This window comes from Rhizobium changzhiense, assembly GCF_013087625.1.
Classification (GTDB): domain Bacteria; phylum Pseudomonadota; class Alphaproteobacteria; order Rhizobiales; family Rhizobiaceae; genus Rhizobium; species Rhizobium sophorae.
On the sequence record NZ_JABFCQ010000003.1, the window covers coordinates 606,510 to 623,797 of the forward strand.

The following is a 17,288-nucleotide window of genomic DNA, read 5'->3' on the forward strand; positions in this document are numbered from 1 at the left end:
AATGACCATCCAGACGAACCTGACCGACCCGCTGCTGACGGCCGAGCACTGGATGGAAGCGGGCCGAGCCGTTGCGATTGCGACGGTGATCGAGACGTGGGGTTCGGCGCCGCGTCCGGTTGGCAGTCAGCTGGTGGTCGATGGTGATGGCAACTTCGAGGGTTCGGTTTCCGGTGGCTGCGTCGAGGGTGCGGTGGTTGCCGCCGCTGCCGAGGTGATTGCCGCCGGCAAGGCGCAGATGCTGGAGTTCGGCGTTGCGGACGAGACCGCCTGGCGCGTCGGGCTGTCGTGCGGCGGGCGCATCCGTGTCTTTGTCGAGAGGCTCGGCTGATGCTCCGCGACAGCCTGCAGCGTTTGAATGCCGCGCGCCGGAAACGTCTCGCCGTCGTGCTGCTGACAGATTTTCGGGGAGAAGAGCATATCTTCCTGGAAGGGGATCCGGTCGAGCCGCCATTTGCCGCGCTCGTCGAAGGCGCCTTTCGGTCTGGCCGCTCGATGGCTTTCGACACGATAGATGCCAGCGGCTTCCTCAATGTCTACATACCTGCCCCGCGCATCGCCGTCATCGGCGCCGTCCATATCAGCCAGTATCTGACGCCGATGGCAAGGTTGGCCGGCTTCGATGTGCGCATCATCGATCCGCGCACAGCCTTTGCGACGCGTGATCGCTTTCCCGATGTGCAGATGTGCACCGATTGGCCCGTTGATGCATTGATGGCGGATCCACTCGACCGCTATACCGCCTTAGTCGCACTCACCCACGATCCCAAGATCGATGATTTTCCCCTGGCCGAGGCATTGCGCACCGGCTGCTTCTATATCGGCGCGCTCGGCAGCCGAAAGACCCACGCAGCGCGGACAAGCCGCCTTGCTGCACACGGCTTCGGTGCCGATGCGCTTTCAACGATCCACGCGCCGATCGGGCTCGACATCGGCGCATCCAATCCAGCTGAGATCTCCGTAGCGATCCTTGCTCAGGTCATCAAAGCGCTTCGCACGAGCAGCCGCCAGACGATGCCTGCGTAGCGCCTACGGAGGGGCTCACCCTCTGACGATGACGCAGATGGAAAATAGCTTGCCTGGACGCTAAGCTGCTGCAAGGCGTTGTTTCGAAGACGCATTGCTGCCGATGTAAAAGCCGCTGCACATTCGCGACCTCGCAACTTGGAGCTTGTCGACGGAGGACGCTGCGGCGCTGGTGGGATCGGGAAATAGATGGGAGCAGAGCCGAAGGTATCAATCGTCGTGCTGGCGGCTGGCTTGGCAACGCGCATCGGCTCGAATGGCGGGCACAAGCTTTTGGCTATGTTTGACAGGATGCCGCTCGTGCGTCGCTCGGCTTTGGTCGCCAAGGCCAGTACCGCCCTTTCCATCGTCGTCGTCGTCGGCCATCGGCAAGACGATATCCGCGACGTTCTCACCGGCCTGCCCCTGCATATTATCGTCAATCCAGACTACGGAGCGGGCATGTCGAGTTCACTGGCGGCCGGATTTGCCGCTGCTGTAGCCGACGGCGCCGATGGTGTTCTGATCTTCCTTGCCGATATGCCAGGCATTTCTACAGACAATCTGAATCAGCTGATTGACGCGTTCCAAGTCGCGGACGGCGCCGCAATCGTTTGCGCCGCTTCTGAGGGTATGCGAGGCAACCCGGTAATCTTGCCACGGTCCCTTAACGACAGCGTTCTCCGCTTGAGGGGCGATATCGGTGCCCGTGACCTGATCAGAACATCGGGGCTGCAGGTGATTGAGGTCGAGATAGGAACTGCGGCGCTAACCGATGTCGATACCGGGGAGGCGATTGTCGCAGCCGGTGGCATTCCTGTTGAGGACTGCTAAGCGATGCCGCCGCTCCACCCAGCGGATTCTCACGGCTTCTGAGCGCCTACGATGAAGAGTTCCACGTCACCGTGGTCATCTGTCATGCGGTCTTAGCCCGTCGAAGCCGTTAGGCTGCCAACTGCGTACCCCGGCGACCAGTCCGTCGCGCCGCAGGAAGGCAGGTCGTTATCAAAACAGGCAGAAGATAATTGAGGAAGACCCTTTCGCGTTGCCTTCAGCCGGTTTGAAGACTGGGGCCGCCGCCGAAAGTACATTGGCATCATAGTTCCATAAATTGGCGTTACGCCTCAAAAGCTGAGATTTGTCAGCACCTTAGGCGGTTCGTGAGCTAATCGAATATGTGTGTCGCCGTTTCCGATCCCATCAAGAGCTGAGAATGAACGCGTAACGACATCATCTTTACGAGCCTTGTAAAGATGATGTCGTTACGCTATATGGTCCTTCTAGACAGGAGCCTTCCCATGCCGACCTCGCACACAAGCAAAAGCCCGGACGCAAGCGTGGCCCTGAATATGCGCATCAAGCCTGCGACGCGCAACTTGATTGACCGCGCCGCTGAGATGCTAGGCAAGACACGTACAGATTTCATGCTGGAGGCTTCCGAGCGCCGTGCCGAGGAAGTACTACTTGACCGGACGATCTTCACTGTCAGCGCAGAAGTCTACGCAGAGTATCTGGTCCGGCTCGACGCGCCAACACAGTCCAATGAGCGTCTTAAACGAACCATGTCGACCAAAGCGCCGTGGGATGAGGTGTGACTTTAAGCGTACCCGCGCCACTTGGTGACCATCACGAGCTAGCCGAATTCCATTCTGGTGTCCCTGAGCTTGACCATTGGCTGCGTCTCCGCGCCCGCGCCAATCAGGCGAGCGGCGCATCGCGTACCTTCGTCGTGTGTGAGGCCAACCGCGTCATCGCCTACTACGCCCTCGCTTCCGGCGCGGTAAGGCAACCGGAAGCGCCGGGACGTTTCCGGCGGAACATGCCTGATCCGATACCAGTCGCAGTGCTTGGACGCCTTGCCATTGATCAAACCTATCAGGGACGTGGTTTCGGCAGGGCGTTAGTGCGCGACGCATGTCTGCGCTTGATCAATGCCGCCGAGATACTTGGGATTCGCGGCGTTTTGGTCCATGCGATTTCGGATGACGCACGAGCCTTCTACGAAGCGGTTGGCTTCCTGCCTTCCCCGTCCGACCCCATGATGCTGCTGGTCGGGTTGCATGACCTCAACAACGCGCTGACCTCCTGACCAAGCTGATTGCTAAATCGCTGAAACCAAATCATGAACTTCGGCGCAAGAAATGAGTGCCGAGGGTTCCGATCCGTTCAAGGCGAGCCACCTGGCGGATAGCTGTGCCCGCGGTCCATTGCCATTAAGAGTAGCTGTAAGCATGCCAAGTGCTATGCACCCCGGGGCCGGTGCCAATTCGCGCATTGAGTTAGCGCGGGAGGGTCATGACTTCGTCGAGCCCGCAGTGGGCCGCCTGGCTGTTCGCGTTTGTCGGTCATTATGAGAATGGGTCGGCGCAACCGTTCATGTTCGTCCTGCCAGCATCCTGATCCGGCTGTCGAACTCGCCACGATCGACATAAAAGCCCTTGAGCAGCCGGTGACCTGTCATCGGATCGAAAGCGGTTCGGCCATGCAGGATCCGCCTGTTGTCGAAGACGACCATCTCTCCAGGTTTCATTTTGAAGGTGATGATATTGGTCGGGTCACGCGTCTCGGCCATGAAGCGTCTGTAGGCGGCATAGTAGTCGGCCATCACGGTGTCGGGTATATCGAAGCTGTCCATGAGATGGGCGCTGTAGCGGACATCGAAAACGCGGTTCCGCTCATCGACGCTGACCATCGGTCTATGCACGCGAATATCATATTGGCGATCGTGGAACCGGTACGGAATTGGTATCGACGTCAGCAGCCGGAACGCCTCGGCGTCCTTGCGGCGGACCTTCTCGGCAATCATGTAGGCGTCCGCGAACACGGATTCTCCGCCTTCTGCGCCGTTCCGCACACAGTGAAGGAACTGGTACCCCGGCGGCATCTCCTGGTTCGGAAGGTCGGTATGAAGGGGCAGGGCGTGCGAAGTGTAAGCAAGATTGTTGGGATCGGGAATGGTCTCGACACGGAAAGTCAGGCCGAAATTCGTGCGCCTCAGAAACCCGATGCGTTCCCCGAGCGCCACGCCTGCTTCCTCGTTATCTTCAAGTCCGGTGACCACCGAAAGACCGTGCCTTTTCGTGTTGCAAAGCCATTCGAAGAAGACGTGGTCGTCCGAGAGATCGCCGACAGACACTTTGGGAATGCGTAAGTCCGCTTCCCAGATCTCGGCGGCTATATCGGCGGGGTCGGCCGCGCGTACACCGGGGCGATGGCTGTAAAGCCAATCAGCGGCCAGTGTCGTTCTGTCGTGATCTCCTCGCCAATCGATGTGAACGGCGTCGCCATCGAGCGTGACCGCTTCGGCTGCCAGGTCGAGCGGCACGGACAGCAGATCGAACTGCCGCTCACCGGTCTGTGGGTGGAACCCCTTTTGGTCGTTGTCGCGCAGAAAGAGGTTTGGATAGAATGACGTGGTGCCGTCAATCCAATGCACGGCGATAACGCGTTCTCGCGCTTCTACACGTTCGATATTCATGAAATTTCTCCGTCGGTTTCAGGATCGCGTATGAACCCGAGATTCCGACGGCGGCGGCCACCAGCCCCCACGCTTGACATATCCGTATGTGGACACAAGCAGCTTCATGGAACGATTGTTAATCCTCCATGCGCGCGAGGACAATAGATATCGCGCGATCGTCCCCTGACTCGGTCGAGGACAAGATGTTCGATTTTCAGCGCTAGGCCGTAGTGACGATTTAACGTCTTGGGATTCCCGGCATAACCCAGTTCCTGAAGATCTGCGCCCTTGCAGAAGCCAAGAAGCTGCAGTTGGTCCCGCATTTCGCCATGGAGATCCACCTTCACCTTGCAGCAGCCTACGAGCTCGAGCCCTGGGTGGAACATTTCGACTGGCTCGACCCGCTGTTCAATGAGCATCTGGAGATAGAAAACGGCCGGATGATCGTGCCGACCCGCATTGGGCTCGGCATCACGCTGTCTGAACGGGCGCGGCATTGGACGAGGGCGGAGACCGAGTTCGGCAAGCGGCCGTAGGTCTGGTGCTTCAGGCCGTCCCACGCACGACGATGTGAAAATCGACATTGATCATCGTCTCCACGGACTCACCCGCGAGCTTTCTGAGAATCGATTGCGCAGCCTTGGTGCCGATATCGCGGCGGTCGATGCGCACGGTGGTCAGCGGAGGATGGGTGTGCGGGGCGAAGTCGAAGTCTCCGAACCCGACGATGGCGAGATCGTCCGGCATCGTGCATCCCCGCGCATAGGCTTCGGCCAGCGCGCCATGGGCGACGACATCCGACGAGCAGATCACGCCGAGCGTGCCATGGCCGCGGTCGAGAAGCTGCGCCATCGCCTGGCGCCCATCCCGAAACGTCGAAGGCGAGTTCATCTCGAGATCCGGCAGCTCGACCTCGGCAATGCCCGCAAGACGATGGACGAAACCATCCCGGCGCTGGACCGCGCGCGGATCGTTCGCCCCAATCTGGGCGTAACGGTCGTAGCCTTTGCGAAGCAGATGGTCCGCGACCAGCGCGCCCACGGCCGCGTGGGAAAAGCCCACCGCCGTGTCGAGCGGCGACGGTGTCGTATCCCAAATCTCGACGATCGGCAGGCGGGCGCCCGTCAGCATGGCGCGCGTCTCCTTGAGATGCGTGATACCGGTCAGGATGATGCCGTCAGGGCGGCGGGCCAGAATGGCGCGCGTCAGCTCCAGCTCGCGCTGGGGATCGTAGCCGCTGAGGCCGAGCAGCAGCTGATACCCCGCCGCGACGAGTTCCGCGTTCAGGCCCTCGATCGTTTCGGCAAAGATCGTGCTGGACACCGCGGGAACGATCGCGGCGATCAGCTTGGTCCTGCGGGATGCCAGGCCGCCGGCGAGCAGATTGGGAACGTAGCCGGTCCGGGCTATGACGCGTTCGATCGCTTCCAGGGTCTTGGGCTTGACGAGGCTCGGCGTATTGATCGCCCGCGACACGGTGACGGGGGATACGTCCGCCATTCTTGCGATATCGGCCAGTGTGACTGGGCCCGACGATGTTGTCTGCCTGTTTTTGATTTGATCCGCCATGGTTCCCCCCCCTGTAAAATGATCTACGCTTTCATTTCATGATCGATCAAGAGGCTTGAGGCAAAATCGCTACTCAATAATACTAAGTTCTTGATTATGATACGCTAAAAATTTTCTTCAACGGCTTGCGGCAAGCGAGCGCGACGATAAAATGGAAGCGCTTTCATTTCATCTGGGAGAGGGCCTGGAAGAGGTGACAATTCAAAACTGGCGAGGGCCAGGCAAGGGAGGAGAGACCATGCACCTGAAGAAGTTCGTGACATTCACAATTGCGGCGACGTTAGGATTGGCCGGCGCACAGCCTGGGCGAGCTGCCGACGAGTATCCGTCTAAGACCGTCACCGTCGTCGTTCCGTTCGCAGCGGGCGGCAACACCGACACGTTCGGCCGTCTCGTAGCCGAAGAACTGGACAAGCGCCTGGGGCAACGGTTCATTGTAGAAAACAAGCCCGGAGCCGGCGGCAATATCGGCCTTGGCGATCTGGCACGGTCGAAACCCGATGGTTACACGATCGGCATGGGTACGGTGAGCTCGAACGCGATCAACCAGACGCTTTACAAGACCTTGCCCTATGACAAGGAAAAGGGCTTCGAGCCGATCTCGCTGATTGCGAGCCTACCGAACGTGCTGGTGGTCAATCCCGACAAGATCAAGGCAAATTCCGTCGAGGAGCTGGTCGCGTTCCTGAAATCGGAGCCAGGCAAGCACACATATGCTTCTTCGGGTGTCGGCACCTCCATCCACCTTGCGGGCGAATTGTTGGCCACCAAGACCGGCATCAAGATGACCCACGTTCCCTACAAGGGCAGCAGCCAGGCCATTCTCGATGTCGTAGCGGGTCACGTAGACATGATGTTCGACAACATTCCGACGGCAGCGCAGCAGGTCAAGGCCGGCAAGGTCAAGGCGCTCGCCGTGACGAGCCTGGAGAGGGCCGACCTTCTTCCCAATGTGCCGACAATGGCAAGCGTAATCCCCGGCTTCGAAGCGACGTCCTGGCACGGCCTCTTTGCCCCTCCCGGCACGCCGCCCGAGATCGTCGAAAAGCTCAGCAAGGAAGTGCAGACCATCATCGCCGATCCGGCCATGACGGCGAAGCTCGAGGGGATGGGAGTCAAGCCTATCGGCAGCACGTCGGCCGAGTTCAAGGACTTCATCGCCAAGGAAACGGCGAAGTGGGCCGACGTCATCAAGGCCGCGAACGTCCCCCTGCAATGACCTGTCTTGCCGGCCGGCGCTTGCCGGGCCGGCAACACCCTTCATATGCGAGACCTTTCCTATGCTGAAGATAAGAAACGGCCGTGACTTCATCGGCGGCTTGACGATGATCTGCGTTGCCCTCCTGTTCATCTGGTTCGGCCGGGAACTGAACGTCGGCAATTCCTTCCAGATGGGGCCCGGCTATTTCCCGGTCATGCTGAGCCTGCTTCTGATCGCAATCGGAGCACTGATTGTTGTGGGATCGATCGTCGTTCATGCGGAGGAAAGCGAACCGGAAACGTGGAACTGGATGGCTTTCGCACTGGTCATCCTCGGGCCTGTCGGTTTCGGCCTCGCACTATCCGGTCTCGGATTGGCGCCCACCATGTTCCTTCTCATCGTCGGGGTAGCGGCTGCCAGCCGCTATGCGAACTGGCGGCATTCGATCCTGCTCGGCCTGTTCCTATCGGTCTGTTCCGTTCTGCTGTTCACGCGGCTGCTGGCACTACCTGTCAGCGCCTTCGGGCCGTGGGTTCCCTTCTTCGGCAGCGTTTGACGTTGCCGGGCAGCCGACAACCGGATTGGATTTTCTATGGACCTTTTCTCGAACCTCATGCTCGGTGCATCGACCGCCTTTCTTCCGATGAACCTGCTCTACGGTTTCATTGGGTGTCTTCTGGGCACGGCCATCGGCGTGCTGCCGGGCCTCGGGCCGACCGCGACGATTGCCATGCTGCTGCCGATCACCTTCGGCTTGCCGCCCGAATCCGCGCTCATCATGCTTGCGGGCATTTTCTACGGCGCCCAGTACGGCGGCTCGACGACGGCCATCCTGATCAACCTTCCCGGTGAAAGCTCCTCGGTCGTCACGGCGATCGATGGTTATCAGATGGCACGCAACGGTCGGGCCGGCGCCGCTCTCGCGACGGCCGCGCTCGGCTCCTTCTTCGCCGGCACGGTGGCGACGATCCTGCTGGCCATGGCGGCGCCGCCCCTGGCTGCCGTCGCACTCAACTTCGGCCCGGCGGAGTATTTTTCGCTCATGGTGCTCGGGCTCGTCGCATCGGTGGCGCTGGCGAGTGGATCGTTGCCGAAAGCCATGGCGATGATCGTTTTCGGACTGATGCTCGGCACGGTGGGAACCGACGTTGAGAGCGGCACGCCGCGCTATGTCTTCGACGTTCCCGAACTCTATGACGGCCTGAATTTCGTCGCCGTCAGCATGGGCATATTCGGGATCTGCGAGATCCTTCGAAATCTCGAGAATGAGCAGGAGAGGTCGGTCGGCGTCAAGCGCGTGACCGGGTTGATGCTGACGAGGGATGAAGGCAGGCGCATTGTCGGTCCCGTCCTGCGCGGCACGGCGCTCGGCTCGTTTCTCGGCGTCCTTCCCGGGGGCGGCGCCATGCTCGCGTCCTTTGCATCCTACGCGATGGAGAAGCGCCTGTCCCCGAACCGGGCAGAGTTCGGCAAGGGTGCGATCGAAGGCGTGGCGGCGCCCGAGTCGGCCAACAATGCCGGTGCGCAAACCTCGTTCATCCCCATGCTGACGCTCGGCATTCCCGGCAACCCAGTGATGGCCCTGATGGTGGGGGCAATGATCATGCAGGGTATCACGCCCGGCCCGAACGTCATTTCGGAAGAGCCGGCCCTCTTCTGGGGCATGATCGTTTCGATGTGGTCGGGCAACCTGATGCTGGTCGTTCTCAACCTGCCGCTCATCGGTCTTTGGGTGCGGATGCTGACGGTGCCTTACCACCTGCTGTTCCCGGCCATTATCGGCTTCTGCTGCATCGGCGCCTATAGCATCAACAACAGCGTCTTCGACGTTTTCGTGATGGCGGGCTTCAGCGTCGTCGGCTTCGCGCTGAGCAAGCTGCGCTTCGAGGCAGCGCCCTTGCTGCTTGGTTTTATTCTTGGCCCGATGCTGGAGGAGAACCTGCGGCGTGCCATGCTAATCAGCCAGGGCGACCCGACCATCTTCCTGCGTAGCCCACTCAGCCTCTCGCTCCTCGTTTTCGCCGTCGTCGTCCTAGCGCTCGTGCTGGCGCCGGGCATCAGCCGCAAGCGCGAAGAGGCATTTACGGAATAACGGACGGTCAACGTCCAATGCACGGGTGCCGGTCGGCACGGGAGTTCGGAATGGCAGACAGAAAGACATATGAAGACCTGCGCTCGGCGCGATGGATGGTGCCGGACGACCAGCGCTCCTTCGGCCACCGCTCGCGCACCATGCAGATGGGATATGCGCCGGAAGACTGGGAGGGGAGGCCCATCATCGCGATCCTCAACACGTGGTCGGATGCCCAACCGTGTCACATGCATTTTCGCGAGCGGGTGGAGTGGGTCAAGCGCGGCGTGCTGCAATCGGGCGGCTTCCCCATGGAGCTGCCGGCGCTCTCGCTGTCGGAAAAATTTCGTCAAGCCGACCACAATGCTCTACCGCAACATGCTGGCCATGGAGACCGAGGAGCTGCTGCGTTCGCATCCCGTCGACGGCGCCGTCCTGATGGGCGGGTGCGACAAGACCACGCCGGGACTGGTGATGGGCGCAGTCTCCATGGGCCTTCCCTTCATCTACCTTCCCGCCGGCCCCATGCTGCGCGGCAACTATGCCGGCAAGGCACTGGGTTCGGGAACCGACGGCTTCAAGTATTGGGATGAGAGGCGGGCCGGAACCTTGTCCAAGGAGGAATGGCAGGGGATCGAAGGCGGCATCGCCCGAAGCTACGGCCATTGCATGACGATGGGCACGGCCTCGACTATGACGGCGATCGCCGAGGCCATGGGCCTGACGCTTCCAAACGCCTCCTCCATCCCGGCAGCGGACGCGAACCACCAGCGCATGTCCGCAAGCTGCGGCCGGCGCATCGTCGAGATGGTTTGGTAAGACCTGACGCCGGACAAGGTAATCACGGCGGGGCTCGGTGTAACGATGCTGGTGGGCAGCCAGTCGGTTGCCATCGTCGGAACTCACCTGTTGCCGGCCGGCGTGGCGTCGGTGTTCGGATCGGCAGCGCCCATCTTCCTTGCTCTATTCGCACGGATTGCGATGCGCCAGCCGCTTGGTTCACGGCAAGTCTGTGGGATCGCACTCGGCTTCGCGGGCCTCGCGCTCATGACCTTGTTCACCTCGCACAGCGGTGGGTTTTCTCTACTCGGTGCGGTACTGACGCTCGCTGCATCGGCGTGCTGGGCGGGCGGGTCGTTGTGGGCACGGCGATTGCGCCTGCCGGCTGACCCGGTCGTAGCGTTGACGACGCAACTGGTCGCTGCGGCTGCGGTCCTCTCACTGGTAACGGTGGTAAGCGGCATCGCCGGCCAAACCGACCTGACGCACCTGCCTACTACAGCCTGGTGGGCTCTCGTCTTTCTCGTTATCGCCAGCACGCTTGTCGGTTATGGTGTGTTCCTGGCCGTGAACGCCGACGTGTCTCCAATAATCGCCAACACCTTCAACTATGCCTCCCCGGTGGTGGCGCTTCTGTTTTCAGCCGCCATATTGGGAGAACCCATGACGTTACCGAAGCTGTTTGCGGCTGGGGTTGCGCTGTCAGGTGTAGCGCTCATGGTCCGAGGTTCATCTACTCGGCAAGAGCGCCGGCCGCAGGAGAACTAACACCTGCTCAACGAGTTCCCCGTCGTAGTTTCCTCTTGCGCTTCCCCTAGCGCGACGGACACTTCGTCCCCAGGTACCTCGCGAGAAGCGCCACGCAAGGTAGCTGCAATGTGAAGCATGTATCATGGCGTAGGTCTTTGAGAACCGTCGATAGTGGACAGCAATAGCATCGGGTACCTGCAGCACAGACATATACATCCGGAGTGTCGTCGTGAGAGTATTGATTGTTGAGGATGAGGCAGAATTCACTAATACGCTGCGAGTAGCGCTTGAGCGGGAACGCTTTGTTGTCGACCAGGCGGACTGCGTTTCGATGGCGCGGGAAGCAGCTATGTCGGGGTCTTATGATCTCGTGCTGCTCGATCGTACGCTGCCGGATGGGGACGGGCTGTCGCTCGTACCGATATTGCGCGGAACACACCCGGGTCTTCCAATCATCGTTTTGAGCGCACGCGGCCAACTGATTGACCGAATTTCCGGTCTCGACCAAGGCGCCGACGACTATCTCATCAAGCCGTTCGATATAGACGAGATGTTTGCCCGGATACGAGCGGTGCGGCGGCGCCCCGCCGAGTTGGGAAGCGAGGAAATCCACGTCGGCGGGCTTGTGTTCGACTTGACGAATGACGAGGCGAGCGTTGAGAGTGTGAGGCTCGACCTCACTCGCAGGGAACTGCGGGTTCTAGCAGTTCTCGTGAAACGTCGCGGCAGGACGGTTCTGAGAGAGTCTCTCGAGCAAGCGGTTTTCGGTTTCGACGATGAGGTGCAGTCAAATACGCTGGACTCCCATATCTCACGTCTTCGCCGCAAGCTCGCTGAAGCGAATGCGCAGGTCGAAATCCACGCGATCAAGGGCGTCGGCTACCTGTTGAAAGATCTGTCATGAAGCGAGGTCCGCCGTCGCTGAAGCGCCCGCTGATCGTCAAGCCGCTGATCTTCCAGCTCGTAACATTGCTCATCGCATGCACATTCTTCATGGCTCTGGCGCTTCGTATGGACAGCGGCGGGCTCTACACCGACGAGGCAATCACGCCGGTGATTGCGCGCGCGATCGTTCGCGATCGCAATGGCGCTCTCTCGATTCGCGAGACGCCGGAACTTGCCAAGCTTCGCGAGACATCTCCCGATATCTGGTTTGTCGCCGAGGACGATTCCGGTCAAAATGTCACTTCAGGTGAAATTCCCTCACAATATGCGTCGCTTCTCGGACGCCTGGGTGATCTGTCCTACGCCCATCTGCGCGATCGGTCGCCACCTTACCGGCTGTCGGCCGTCATCCGGCGCGAGATTGCTCCGGCTGGGACGCTGACGATCCTCGGACATGGCAAGCTTACAGGTGTCAATCTCGTCGTTCTTCTTGCGTCCAACTTTATCGTCATCCCGATCTTTCTTGCACTGGCGCTGATCTCCCTGTTGGTGACGCCGTGGATCGTCCGGCAAGCGCTCGCCGGCGTATCCAGGATCGCCAAGGAAGCCGAACAGATCGACGCGAACCGGCGTGGGCGACGGCTGAGTGAGGAGCATGTACCGCGTGAGATCGCGCCACTGGTGCGAGCCGTGAACGACGCCCTTCGCCGGCTTGACGAGGGCTATGAACAGCAGCGTCGCTTCATCGCCTCTGCTGCGCACGAACTGCGCACTCCCATCGCCATCCTGCGCCTGAAGATCGACACAGCGGTGGAGCCTGCCACGCGAAAGTTGAGTGCCGACGTGGCACGCCTGAGCAACCTCGCCGAGCAGATGCTCGATATCCAGCGGTTGGATGCTGAACGGGTTGACGAAAACATCGAACTTGGAGCTCTGGCCCGTCGCGTTGCGGCGGATCTGGCACCCCTATTGATCGCGTCAGCGCGAACGATAGAGGTGCAGATCGAAGGCGTGTCATCGCTTCGCGGTGATGCGGGTGCGATCGAACGGGTCATGACAAATCTCGTCCAAAATGCGATCGAGCATGGCGGGCGCCATGTCATTCTGCGGGTGACAGGTTCAGGCTTCGAGGTAGAGGACGATGGTCCGGGCATACCGCTTGAGGAGCGTGAACGCGTCTTCGAGCCCTTCCATCGCCTGCGGCCACGTTCAACGGGCAGCGGCCTTGGCCTCAACCTGGTGCAACAGATCATTGAGCGGCATGACGGCCGAGTTTCGATATTAAGCGCACCCGAAGGCGGCACAATCGTGCGCGCCGAGTTCGGTTCACGTTAGCGGCTGTGCGCACGAGCCCGAGGTCCCGCAACGTTGAGTGGCTTCGGCATCGCAACAGTCGGGACGAGCTATTCACCTGGGAGGGACTGGTATGGGCCAGAAGGCAGACATCTTTGAAATGGATACCGGCGCTTACAAACTCGCGCTGAACACAGTTATCCGGGCACTTGTCGAACACGCGAGCGGTGCAGATCCAGAGTTACGCGGCCGCATCACTTCCGCGGAAACTTACATTGCAAACCTAGCTCCCCAGTCGGAGCGAGAGGAAGATTTTGCCGAGCGAGCCCGGGGTCACGTTGCATCGCTTGTTCGACCACCCTCCTGATCAACGCTCGATCGTCCGTGTCGAATTTTGTTTGCAGCGACGGTTTTCTATTCGATCCCATGTTCTCGCAATCTTGCCCTGCTTTTCTGGTCGCGTCGCCGATGATGGCGCCGAGAGGAGACCATGGACATGATAAGCCAAAATCCTACCAGACGTAGTCGAACTGCTCTGATAGCGCTTGCCGCGTTTTTGAGCACTGGCATTGCCGGCAGCGCGTCGGCAATCGATTGGGGTCGCGAAGCGCACCGGGAAGACAGCAGAACCTGCCAAAGCTTTGGAGCCGCTCATGGCAGGGAATACACCAGATGCATGATTGACCAGCAGCGCCGCCGTGACGACGCGTTGCTCAACGCTTCCGAGCAGCAGCGCAACAACGCTGAAGCCGCGCGTGATAATGTGGAGACGGTCCGCAGGATGCGCTGCAACCGGGAAGCGGAGCGTGCGCGCGAACGCGGGGAGCGGCCACAATGGTGCCGTTGATCTCCAGACGGCGGTTTGCCAAGACCATCTGCGCGTTCGCCGTATGGGCGGGCTCGCATAGAACCGGCTTCGCGGATGGGAATGCGGGGAAGGTATCTTCGCCAAATCCTGCTACCAAGCCAATCGTTTATCCGGAGACAAGGCGCGATACGGTCGTCGAAAAGTATTTCGGCGTGTCCGTCCCCGATCCTTATCGATGGCTCGAAGGGGATCCCCGCACTGACGCGGAAGTCGCTTCATGGATCGACGTGCAGCGGCGCTTCACGACAGAATATCTTTCCAGCCTTCCTGGCCGGGATGTCTTCCGCCGATCGCTCATCGCGACCTTCGACTACGAGCGCATTGGCATTCTGCAGAGGAGCGGGGACCGCTATTTCTTCACGCGGAAAGTCGGAGGGCAGAACCAGCCCGTGCTGGTCATTCGTGAGGCCGCCGGGCGGGACCGCGTTCTGATCGACCCCGCAACATGGTCGAAGGACGGAACCGTCGCCTTTCAGGAATGGAGGGCATCACGAGATGGAACGTATGTGGCCTATGCCGTGCAAGACGGCGGCAGCGACTGGCGCACTATCCGCGTCCTCGATGTGGCAGCCGGCAAGGAGACAAGCGACGTCGTGCAGTGGGCACGCATCACGCAGATCGCATGGGCGAATGACGGATCGGGTTTCTACTACTCCCGATATCCGGAACCAAAGCCCGGCGTCGCTGACGCCGCAGGCCTTGTCAATCACGCCGTCTATTTCCATCGGATCGGTACGCCACAAACGGACGACACGTTGTTCTTTGCGACGCCGTCAAGGCCTCGGCGACTCAATTCCGCCGGCCTCACCGCCGACGGCCGTTACGCGATCATCTATTCGAGTGACGACCTGGTGCATGCCGACGTTTTGGTTGTCGATCTGGAGCGGCCTGACCAAGTCCCTCGCGTTTTGGTTCAGAATGTGGCGGATCGCTGGTCTGCCATCGGTACGATCGAAGATCGTGAGCGTGGATCTCGCCGCACCGAACTCCGAGTTCATCGATCTTGTGCCAGAGCAGAACTCCCATCTGACTGGTGCATACATCGCCGGCGATCGGATCCTCGCCAGCTATTTCGTTGACGCGAAGTTTGAAATGCGCCGCTACCGGCTTGACGGTAGCCCCGACGGTATTGTGGATCTGCCTGGCATCGGCAGCGTTCACGCTGTCTTCGGCGAACCGGGAAATCGCGAAGCATTCTTCATCTATGCAAGCTTTAGCCAACCGCAAACGGTCTATCGCTATGATGTCGAAACCGGACAACAGAGTGTTTGGATAGAGCCTGAGATCAGCGCCGACCTGTCATCGATTGCCGTCGAACAGCGCTTCTTCCGTTCGAAGGATGGTACGCGCGTCCCAATGTTTATCGCGCGCCGGAAAGGCACCCTCGGCCCGATCCCGACCCTTGTTACCGGCTATGGGGCGTTCGGCGGCAGCATGCCGCCGAGTTATTCCGCAATGTTGACTCCGTGGATATTGCAGGGCGGCGCTGTCGCTATCGTCAACACGCGCGGCGGCGGGGAATATGGCGCTGCGTGGCATGAGGCGGGCCGCGGCCTGAAGAAGCAGAACAGCTTCGACGATATGATTGCCGCGGCGGAATATCTGCGTGTAAGCAAAATAGCGCCGCCAGACGCCGTTGCAATTTACGGGGACTCCGCAGGCGGTCTCATGGTTGGCGCGGTCGTGAACCAGCGTCCAGACCTGTTTGCCGCGGCCCTGCCGAACGTCGGCGTCATGGATATGCTGCGCTTCGACAAGTTCACCGGCGGCGCCTTGTGGCTCGGGGAATATGGCAATCCCGTGCGGGAGGAGGATTTCAGCAATCTGCTGTCTTATTCGCCCTATCACAACGTCAAGCCGGGCAAGCCCTATCCGGCGATCCTTGTCACGACGGGCGAAGCGGATAACCGTGTTGTGCCGGCACATAGCTTTAAATACCTGGCCGCCCTCCAGGCTGCTGATCTCGGACCGCGTCCACGGCTGCTGCGGGTCGATGCCCGGGCAGGCCACGGCTCGGGCAAGCCGACCACCAAGGTGATCGAGGAGTCGGCCGACATGTTGGCTTTCGCCGCCCGTTGGACAGGTCTCGAAGTAGGAGGGTAGATCTAAAACAGCAGCCGAGTGGCCGCAAATTGGTGGCCTGAGGCAGCGCATTCAGCTCAAGCATCCCATGCGATACCGTTGGTATTCTTCTCGGTCTCGCGCTTAAGCCTGTCAAAGATGTGCGGTTCTACCGCCATCTTCCGTGGTTTGGACGAGACGTCTATCATAAGGGCGCCGATGGTTCGTACGGTTTCAAGAGCGAAAAAGAAGCTTGCTCTTCCACAGTGAACTCAAGTCACAAGGCGCAGACCCGAGGATTTTTCTCTTTCGACGGTGACTGAAACATTCCCAGCTAATCCGAAGAGCAAATTCTCTATCTCCGCCGACGGAACTGAAAGCCGCTCCGCAATCTCTTTTTTCGTAATCCGTTCATTCCAGAGTGCGGTCAGCACTTTTTGCCAAACGACCGATTGCTCTCGTTGCACTCCAAACGGTTCGGAAGTTCGGTACCCGTGATCTGAAGCTTGGATACAGAACATGCGGTATTGCCAGTCGGATATGATCTCCAACGTGTGAAGGCGATAGATCATCGCCATTACCGATACTCCCCATCGCTTCTTTGCTTCGACGATCTGATTCAGGGTGTGAATGCGTGGCAGCCGGGCGATGACGTCTGCGGCAGGCATCAAGAAGGAGGACGCGAAACGGTTTGCCTCATCTTCGGCTCGTCTCCCGCTCGGACCTCCGTGCCGATGCAGAACAAGATGACCAAGTTCATGCGCGGCATCGAAGCGTCCATGTTCTGCAGTCTTTATCGTGTTTAGAAAAACAAACGGCCGGGTGCCTCTCCACACTGAGAAAGCATCCACCGTTCGTGTGTTCTCAACGAGCGAAAAGACCCTTACGCCTTTCGCCTCAAGCAGATGCACCGTGTTTTTGATGGGCTGCTCGCCGAGCCCCCACTCTTGTCGGAGAGAACGTGCGGCAACCTCTGGGTTTTCGCCCTTTAGGTCGATCAGAGCTGCCTCTGGCAGGCTAAAGTTATCATCCACCCAGTCGGAGAAGAGATAGGCCAGCGTGCCAGCGGCTAGCGCCGCATCACGATCCTTGGCAGTCATTGACGTGAGACTGCGGAAACTCGCGGCATCGCTGACGATCTCATCGACGTCAGGCGCACAAAGGAAGGCAGGGGGAAAGTCCAGAATTTGCGCAATTCGCTCTAGAGTCTCGGGAGAGGGCGATATGTCTCCGCTCTCGTAGCGCAACACCGTGTGTGGAGTTACGCCCAAGACCTCTGCGAATCCCTTCTTCGTCAGCCCCCTTCGCTTTCGAGCGAGGCTGAGACGACCAGGTGTGAGCATGA

17 protein-coding genes and 2 pseudogenes are annotated in these 17,288 nt (G+C 60.0%); 15 read left to right on the plus strand and 4 right to left on the minus strand.

Features of this window, described 5'->3' with window-relative positions; translation table 11 throughout:
• Nucleotide 1 precedes the first annotated feature (1 nt).
• The 5 genes from G9X68_RS17925 to G9X68_RS17945 all read left to right on the plus strand — a co-directional run bounded on the left by G9X68_RS17925 (nucleotide 2) and on the right by G9X68_RS17945 (nucleotide 3,094).
• On the plus strand, nucleotides 2–331 hold the full coding sequence (locus tag G9X68_RS17925; protein ID WP_171603527.1) for an XdhC family protein: 330 nt from the start codon (nucleotides 2–4) through the stop codon (nucleotides 329–331).
• Entirely contained in the window at nucleotides 331–1,026 is a 696-nt protein-coding gene (locus G9X68_RS17930) for an XdhC family protein (RefSeq protein ID WP_171603528.1), read from the plus strand. Before G9X68_RS17925 ends, G9X68_RS17930 begins: the two co-directional genes overlap by 1 nt.
• 189 nt (nucleotides 1,027–1,215) lie before the next feature.
• The gene (locus tag G9X68_RS17935; RefSeq protein ID WP_171603529.1) at nucleotides 1,216–1,839 is read left to right on the plus strand and encodes a nucleotidyltransferase family protein; all 624 of its coding nucleotides are present in this window, start codon (nucleotides 1,216–1,218) and stop codon (nucleotides 1,837–1,839) included.
• A 464-nt stretch (nucleotides 1,840–2,303) separates the two neighbouring features.
• Nucleotides 2,304–2,600, plus strand: a complete 297-nt coding sequence (locus tag G9X68_RS17940) for a type II toxin-antitoxin system TacA family antitoxin (RefSeq protein WP_171603530.1) — start codon at nucleotides 2,304–2,306, stop codon at nucleotides 2,598–2,600.
• Complete coding sequence (locus tag G9X68_RS17945; protein WP_171603531.1) at nucleotides 2,597–3,094, plus strand: GNAT family N-acetyltransferase; 498 nt, start codon at nucleotides 2,597–2,599, stop codon at nucleotides 3,092–3,094. Before G9X68_RS17940 ends, G9X68_RS17945 begins: the two co-directional genes overlap by 4 nt.
• 285 nt (nucleotides 3,095–3,379) lie before the next feature.
• On the opposite strand, the gene G9X68_RS17950 is transcribed toward G9X68_RS17945, so the two are convergent.
• Nucleotides 3,380–4,483 (minus strand): TauD/TfdA family dioxygenase, encoded by a 1,104-nt coding sequence (locus G9X68_RS17950; protein ID WP_171603532.1) that lies wholly within the window; start codon nucleotides 4,481–4,483, stop codon nucleotides 3,380–3,382.
• Nucleotides 4,484–4,716: 233 nt separating this feature from the next.
• On the opposite strand from G9X68_RS17950, the pseudogene G9X68_RS17955 reads away from it, so the two are divergent.
• Nucleotides 4,717–5,001 (plus strand): annotated as a pseudogene (locus tag G9X68_RS17955) (enolase C-terminal domain-like protein); the annotation flags it as partial.
• A 10-nt stretch (nucleotides 5,002–5,011) separates the two neighbouring features.
• Here G9X68_RS17955 and G9X68_RS17960 read toward each other — a convergent pair.
• Nucleotides 5,012–6,034, minus strand: a complete 1,023-nt coding sequence (locus G9X68_RS17960; RefSeq protein ID WP_171603533.1) for a LacI family DNA-binding transcriptional regulator — start codon at nucleotides 6,032–6,034, stop codon at nucleotides 5,012–5,014.
• A 238-nt stretch (nucleotides 6,035–6,272) separates the two neighbouring features.
• Between G9X68_RS17960 and G9X68_RS17965 the strand changes: the two genes are divergently transcribed.
• The 7 genes and pseudogenes from G9X68_RS17965 to G9X68_RS17995 all read left to right on the plus strand — a co-directional run bounded on the left by G9X68_RS17965 (nucleotide 6,273) and on the right by G9X68_RS17995 (nucleotide 13,056).
• Entirely contained in the window at nucleotides 6,273–7,253 is a 981-nt protein-coding gene (locus tag G9X68_RS17965) for a Bug family tripartite tricarboxylate transporter substrate binding protein (RefSeq protein WP_171603534.1), read from the plus strand.
• A 61-nt stretch (nucleotides 7,254–7,314) separates the two neighbouring features.
• Nucleotides 7,315–7,791: a tripartite tricarboxylate transporter TctB family protein gene (locus G9X68_RS17970; RefSeq protein WP_171603535.1), complete on the plus strand. Its 477-nt coding sequence runs from the start codon at nucleotides 7,315–7,317 to the stop codon at nucleotides 7,789–7,791.
• A gap of 36 nt (nucleotides 7,792–7,827) precedes the next feature.
• Nucleotides 7,828–9,327 (plus strand): tripartite tricarboxylate transporter permease, encoded by a 1,500-nt coding sequence (locus G9X68_RS17975; protein WP_171603536.1) that lies wholly within the window; start codon nucleotides 7,828–7,830, stop codon nucleotides 9,325–9,327.
• Nucleotides 9,328–9,377: 50 nt separating this feature from the next.
• Nucleotides 9,378–10,302 (plus strand): annotated as a pseudogene (locus tag G9X68_RS17980) (dihydroxy-acid dehydratase domain-containing protein); the annotation flags it as partial.
• A 51-nt stretch (nucleotides 10,303–10,353) separates the two neighbouring features.
• Nucleotides 10,354–10,854 carry an EamA family transporter gene (locus G9X68_RS17985; protein ID WP_425328648.1) on the plus strand — a complete coding sequence of 167 codons (501 nt, stop codon included), beginning with the start codon at nucleotides 10,354–10,356 and terminating at the stop codon, nucleotides 10,852–10,854.
• Between the two features lie 211 nt (nucleotides 10,855–11,065).
• On the plus strand, nucleotides 11,066–11,740 hold the full coding sequence (locus tag G9X68_RS17990; protein ID WP_171603538.1) for a response regulator: 675 nt from the start codon (nucleotides 11,066–11,068) through the stop codon (nucleotides 11,738–11,740).
• Nucleotides 11,737–13,056 carry a sensor histidine kinase gene (locus G9X68_RS17995; RefSeq protein WP_171603539.1) on the plus strand — a complete coding sequence of 440 codons (1,320 nt, stop codon included), beginning with the start codon at nucleotides 11,737–11,739 and terminating at the stop codon, nucleotides 13,054–13,056. Before G9X68_RS17990 ends, G9X68_RS17995 begins: the two co-directional genes overlap by 4 nt.
• Before the next feature lie 325 nt (nucleotides 13,057–13,381).
• Here the strand turns inward: G9X68_RS17995 and G9X68_RS18000 are convergent, their stop codons facing one another.
• Nucleotides 13,382–13,849 (minus strand): hypothetical protein, encoded by a 468-nt coding sequence (locus G9X68_RS18000; protein WP_171603540.1) that lies wholly within the window; start codon nucleotides 13,847–13,849, stop codon nucleotides 13,382–13,384.
• Here G9X68_RS18000 and G9X68_RS31955 point away from each other — a divergent pair.
• Nucleotides 13,849–14,961 (plus strand): prolyl oligopeptidase family protein, encoded by a 1,113-nt coding sequence (locus tag G9X68_RS31955; protein ID WP_280526510.1) that lies wholly within the window; start codon nucleotides 13,849–13,851, stop codon nucleotides 14,959–14,961. The two genes, G9X68_RS18000 and G9X68_RS31955, sit on opposite strands and share 1 nt — an antisense overlap.
• Nucleotides 14,843–15,985: a prolyl oligopeptidase family serine peptidase gene (locus G9X68_RS32335; protein WP_342355348.1), complete on the plus strand. Its 1,143-nt coding sequence runs from the start codon at nucleotides 14,843–14,845 to the stop codon at nucleotides 15,983–15,985. Before G9X68_RS31955 ends, G9X68_RS32335 begins: the two co-directional genes overlap by 119 nt.
• 230 nt (nucleotides 15,986–16,215) lie before the next feature.
• Here the strand turns inward: G9X68_RS32335 and G9X68_RS18010 are convergent, their stop codons facing one another.
• Nucleotides 16,216–17,286 carry a helix-turn-helix domain-containing protein gene (locus G9X68_RS18010; RefSeq protein WP_171603541.1) on the minus strand — a complete coding sequence of 357 codons (1,071 nt, stop codon included), beginning with the start codon at nucleotides 17,284–17,286 and terminating at the stop codon, nucleotides 16,216–16,218.
• Nucleotides 17,287–17,288 lie beyond the last annotated feature (2 nt).

What these genes read in the sequence shown, in the direction of transcription:
- G9X68_RS17925 (WP_171603527.1), top strand. Translation starts at nt 2, where the DNA reads ATGACCATCCAGACGAACCTGACCGACCCGCTGCTGACGGCCGAGCAC.
- G9X68_RS17930 (WP_171603528.1), top strand. Translation starts at nt 331, where the DNA reads ATGCTCCGCGACAGCCTGCAGCGTTTGAATGCCGCGCGCCGGAAACGT.
- G9X68_RS17935 (WP_171603529.1), top strand. Translation starts at nt 1,216, where the DNA reads ATGGGAGCAGAGCCGAAGGTATCAATCGTCGTGCTGGCGGCTGGCTTG.
- G9X68_RS17940 (WP_171603530.1), top strand. Translation starts at nt 2,304, where the DNA reads ATGCCGACCTCGCACACAAGCAAAAGCCCGGACGCAAGCGTGGCCCTG.
- G9X68_RS17950 (WP_171603532.1), bottom strand. Translation starts at nt 4,483, where the DNA reads ATGAATATCGAACGTGTAGAAGCGCGAGAACGCGTTATCGCCGTGCAT.
- G9X68_RS17960 (WP_171603533.1), bottom strand. Translation starts at nt 6,034, where the DNA reads ATGGCGGATCAAATCAAAAACAGGCAGACAACATCGTCGGGCCCAGTC.
- G9X68_RS17965 (WP_171603534.1), top strand. Translation starts at nt 6,273, where the DNA reads ATGCACCTGAAGAAGTTCGTGACATTCACAATTGCGGCGACGTTAGGA.
- G9X68_RS17970 (WP_171603535.1), top strand. Translation starts at nt 7,315, where the DNA reads ATGCTGAAGATAAGAAACGGCCGTGACTTCATCGGCGGCTTGACGATG.
- G9X68_RS17975 (WP_171603536.1), top strand. Translation starts at nt 7,828, where the DNA reads ATGGACCTTTTCTCGAACCTCATGCTCGGTGCATCGACCGCCTTTCTT.
- G9X68_RS17985 (WP_425328648.1), top strand. Translation starts at nt 10,354, where the DNA reads ATGACCTTGTTCACCTCGCACAGCGGTGGGTTTTCTCTACTCGGTGCG.
- G9X68_RS17995 (WP_171603539.1), top strand. Translation starts at nt 11,737, where the DNA reads ATGAAGCGAGGTCCGCCGTCGCTGAAGCGCCCGCTGATCGTCAAGCCG.
- G9X68_RS31955 (WP_280526510.1), top strand. Translation starts at nt 13,849, where the DNA reads ATGGTGCCGTTGATCTCCAGACGGCGGTTTGCCAAGACCATCTGCGCG.
- G9X68_RS18010 (WP_171603541.1), bottom strand. Translation starts at nt 17,286, where the DNA reads ATGCTCACACCTGGTCGTCTCAGCCTCGCTCGAAAGCGAAGGGGGCTG.